The 3,346-nt window shown below is 61.3% G+C and carries 5 protein-coding genes and 1 pseudogene; 5 read left to right on the forward strand and 1 reads right to left on the reverse strand.

What is annotated here, in order from left to right; all coding sequences use genetic code 11:
- The coding region (locus tag HX846_RS08570) for an SDR family NAD(P)-dependent oxidoreductase (RefSeq protein WP_178965255.1) at nt 1-160 on the reverse strand (160 nt) is incomplete at its 3' end.
- 191 nt (nt 161-351) lie between these two features.
- On the opposite strand from HX846_RS08570, the pseudogene HX846_RS08575 reads away from it, so the two are divergent.
- The 5 genes and pseudogenes from HX846_RS08575 to HX846_RS08595 all read left to right on the forward strand — a co-directional run.
- Nucleotides 352-495 (forward strand): annotated as a pseudogene (locus HX846_RS08575) (LysR family transcriptional regulator); the annotation flags it as partial.
- 14 nt (nt 496-509) lie between these two features.
- Complete coding sequence (sctR, locus tag HX846_RS08580; protein ID WP_003208316.1) at nt 510-1,163, forward strand: type III secretion system export apparatus subunit SctR; 654 nt, start codon at nt 510-512, stop codon at nt 1,161-1,163.
- A gap of 10 nt (nt 1,164-1,173) precedes the next feature.
- Nucleotides 1,174-1,443 carry a type III secretion system export apparatus subunit SctS gene (sctS, locus tag HX846_RS08585; RefSeq protein WP_003208314.1) on the forward strand — a complete coding sequence of 90 codons (270 nt, stop codon included), beginning with the start codon at nt 1,174-1,176 and terminating at the stop codon, nt 1,441-1,443.
- Between the two features lie 6 nt (nt 1,444-1,449).
- The gene (gene sctT / locus HX846_RS08590; protein WP_003208312.1) at nt 1,450-2,262 is read left to right on the forward strand and encodes a type III secretion system export apparatus subunit SctT; all 813 of its coding nucleotides are present in this window, start codon (nt 1,450-1,452) and stop codon (nt 2,260-2,262) included.
- Nucleotides 2,263-2,265: 3 nt separating this feature from the next.
- The gene (locus HX846_RS08595; RefSeq protein ID WP_003208311.1) at nt 2,266-3,312 is read left to right on the forward strand and encodes an EscU/YscU/HrcU family type III secretion system export apparatus switch protein; all 1,047 of its coding nucleotides are present in this window, start codon (nt 2,266-2,268) and stop codon (nt 3,310-3,312) included.
- Nucleotides 3,313-3,346 lie beyond the last annotated feature (34 nt).

The raw sequence follows: 3,346 nt of genomic DNA on the forward strand, positions 1-3,346 counted from the left end.
CGGCACTGTCACGCAAGGTGCTGCGGTTGCGCCCGTTGAGCACTACCCGTGCGCCAGCCTGGGCCAGGCCACGGGCGATGGCCAGGCCGATGCCGGCGCTGGAGCCGGTGATCAAGGCCAGGTGGCCATCGAGGCGGAAACTGTCTAAAACACGCTGCATGGGGCGATCTCCGAAGACTGAGACAGGTGATCAACACTATCAATCCGAGTGCGGGGCGCCGCTCTCATTGTTATACGTCAAACCCTGTCATATCGTGCATCACGGGCCTTACTTCAGCGCAGCCCGGGCCCGGCGTCCAATTTTCATTTGTGATGGGGTGATCAATAACCGTGATAACCGGAGCCAACCTGATGGAACTCAAGCACCTGCGTGCCTTTGTCGTGCTCGCCCAGGAACTGCATTTCGGCCGGGCGGCCGCGCAGTTGTCGATCGTGCAACCGGCGCTGAGCATGCAGATCAAACTGCTCGAAAGCGGCCTGGGCGTGCGCCTGCTGAGTTTCGCCACCCCATGACCGGTTATCAGCCGAACCTGATCGAGATCATCCTGGTGGTTGCCACCATCGGGTTGATCCCGTTGGCGGTGGTGACCCTCACCGGCTTCATGAAAATCTCGGTGGTGCTGTTCCTGATCCGCAACGCCCTGGGCGTGCAGCAGACGCCGCCGAACCTGGTGCTGTACGGCATCGCGCTGATTCTCTCGGTGTACGTCACCACGCCGTTGATTGGCGACATGTACCGCCAGGTAGAGGGCCGCGACCTGAATATCGAGCACGTCGAGCAACTCAAGGACCTCGGCGACGCCCTGCGCCCGCCGCTACAGGCGCACCTGGCACGGTTTGCCAACGAGTCCGAGCGCGGCTTTTTTGTGCAGGCCACCGAGACCATCTGGTCGCCGGAAGCCCGTGCCGACCTGCGGGATGACGACCTCGTGGTGCTGATCCCGGCGTTTGTCAGTTCGGAGCTGACCCGGGCCTTCGAGATCGGGTTCCTGTTGTACATCCCGTTCCTGGTGGTGGACTTGCTGGTGTCCAACGTGCTGATGGCGATGGGCATGTCGATGGTCTCGCCGAACCTGATTTCGATCCCGCTGAAAATCTTCCTGTTCGTGTCATTGAGCGGCTGGTCGCGCCTGATGCACGGTTTGATTCTGAGTTACGGCTGAGGCACGACCCATGGGCCAGGACGTTTTCCTGTCATTGATGAAACAGGCACTGATGACCGTGCTGATGCTCTCCGCGCCTGCGCTGGGGGTGGCGATCATCGTGGGTTTGAGCGTGGGCCTGTTCCAGGCGCTGACCCAGATCCAGGACCAGACCCTGCCCCAGGTGGTGAAGCTGGTGGCGGTATTGTTGACTATCGTGTTTCTCGGCCCGGTGCTGGCCGGGCAAGTGGCGGAACTCGGCAGCCAGGTGCTGGACAATTTTCCCTTGTGGACGCGCTGACCGCCCATGGATGCCAGCCTTACCGCACAGTTTCTCGAAGTCGCCTACCCGGTGATCAGCTCGGCCTCGCTGGCGGCCTGCCGGGCCATGGGCGTGGTGGTGATCACCCCGGCGTTCAACCGCCTCGGGCTCACCGGGATGATTCGCGGCTGCGTGGCCGTGGCGATTTCGATCCCGATGTTCATGCCGGTGTTCGACGCCATGACCTCGATGCCCAACCACGGCAGCCTGTTTATCGCCGGGTTGCTGATCAAGGAATTCCTGATCGGCATCTTGATCGGCCTGTTGTTCGGCATTCCGTTCTGGGCGGCGGAAGTGGCGGGGGAGTTGATCGACCTGCAGCGCGGTTCGACCATGGCGCAACTGGTGGACCCGTTGTCCACCGGGGAGTCGAGTGTGATGTCGACCTTGCTGACGGTGATGTTGATCACGCTGTTCTTCATGTCCGGCGGTTTTATCCTGATGGTCGACGGTTATTACCACAGCTACCAGCTGTGGCCGGTGACCGCGTTTACCCCGGTGTTTGCCAGCTCGGCGTTGCTGGCGGTGCTGTCGATTCTCGACCAGATCATGCGGGTCGGGGTGCTGATGGTGTCGCCGCTGATCATCTCGCTGCTGGTCACTGATTTGATGCTGGCGTACCTGTCGCGGATGGCGCCGAACCTGCATATTTTCGACCTGTCGTTGCCGGTGAAAAACCTGTTTTTCTCGATCCTGATGGTGATCTACATCGGCTTCCTGATTCCGTTGATGCTGGACCAGTTGGCGGAATTTCGCGGCACGGTGGAGCTGCTGAAAACCCTGGCGGGCATGGAGTAGCGCATGGGCGATACCAGCGAAGAGAAGTCCCAGCCGGCCACGGATAAAAAACTCAAGGACGCGCGAAAGAAAGGCCAGGTCGCCAAGAGCCAGGACCTGGTCTCGGGCATGGTCATCCTGTTCTGCACCCTGTGCATTTCCATCCTCGCGCCCCGGGCCCAGGCACAGGTCACGGCGCTGATCGACCTGACTGCGCAGATCTACATCGAACCCTTCGCCACGGTTTGGCCACGGGTGCTGGACCATGCCGAGCAACTGGTGATCGGCATTACCCTGCCGGTGATGGCGGTGACCACCGGGGTGGTGATCCTGACCAATATCATCACCATGCGTGGCTTTGTGTTTTCCGTGGAGCCGATCAAGCCGGAGTTCAAGCGTATCAACCCGGCGGAAGGCTTCAAGAAGCTGTTTGCCCTGCGCAACTTTGTGGAGTTCATCAAGGGCCTGATCAAGGTGCATGTGCTGGCTGTGGCGTTCTACGTGGTGGGGCGGCATGCGTTGCAGGCGTTGATGGAGTCGTCGCGGTGTGGCGCGGGGTGTATCGAGTCGACGTTTTTCCTGGTGCTCAAGCCGCTGGTGTTTACCGTACTCGCGGCCTTCATCCTGGTGGGGGGGGTGGATGTGTTGATGCAACGCTGGCTGTTCGGCCGCGACATGAAAATGACCCGCAGCGAGACCAAGCGCGAGCGCAAGGACATTGACGGCGACCCGTTGATCAAGAGCGAACGGCGACGCCAGCGCCAGGAGATGCAGGCGCTGGCCACCAAGCTGGGGTTGGGCCGGGCGTCGATGATGATCGGCACCACCGATGGCTGGGTGATAGGCGTGCGTTATGTGCGTGGTGAAACGCCGGTGCCGGTGGTGGTGTGCCGCGCTTCGCCGGAGGAAGCGTTGGGGATGTTGCAGGAGGCGTTTGATTTAGGGATACCGCAAGCGCCGGACAAGGGCTTGGCGGAAGCGATTGCGCGCAAGACGGTGCCGGGGGATCCGGTGCCGGATGCTTCGTTCCAGGCGGTGGCGGACTGGTTGGTGGCGGCGCGGTTGATCTGACGATCTTGAGCCGAACACCGATCAAAATGTGGGA

It is taken from the genome of Pseudomonas sp. K5002, assembly GCF_013386655.1.
Lineage (GTDB): Bacteria > Pseudomonadota > Gammaproteobacteria > Pseudomonadales > Pseudomonadaceae > Aquipseudomonas.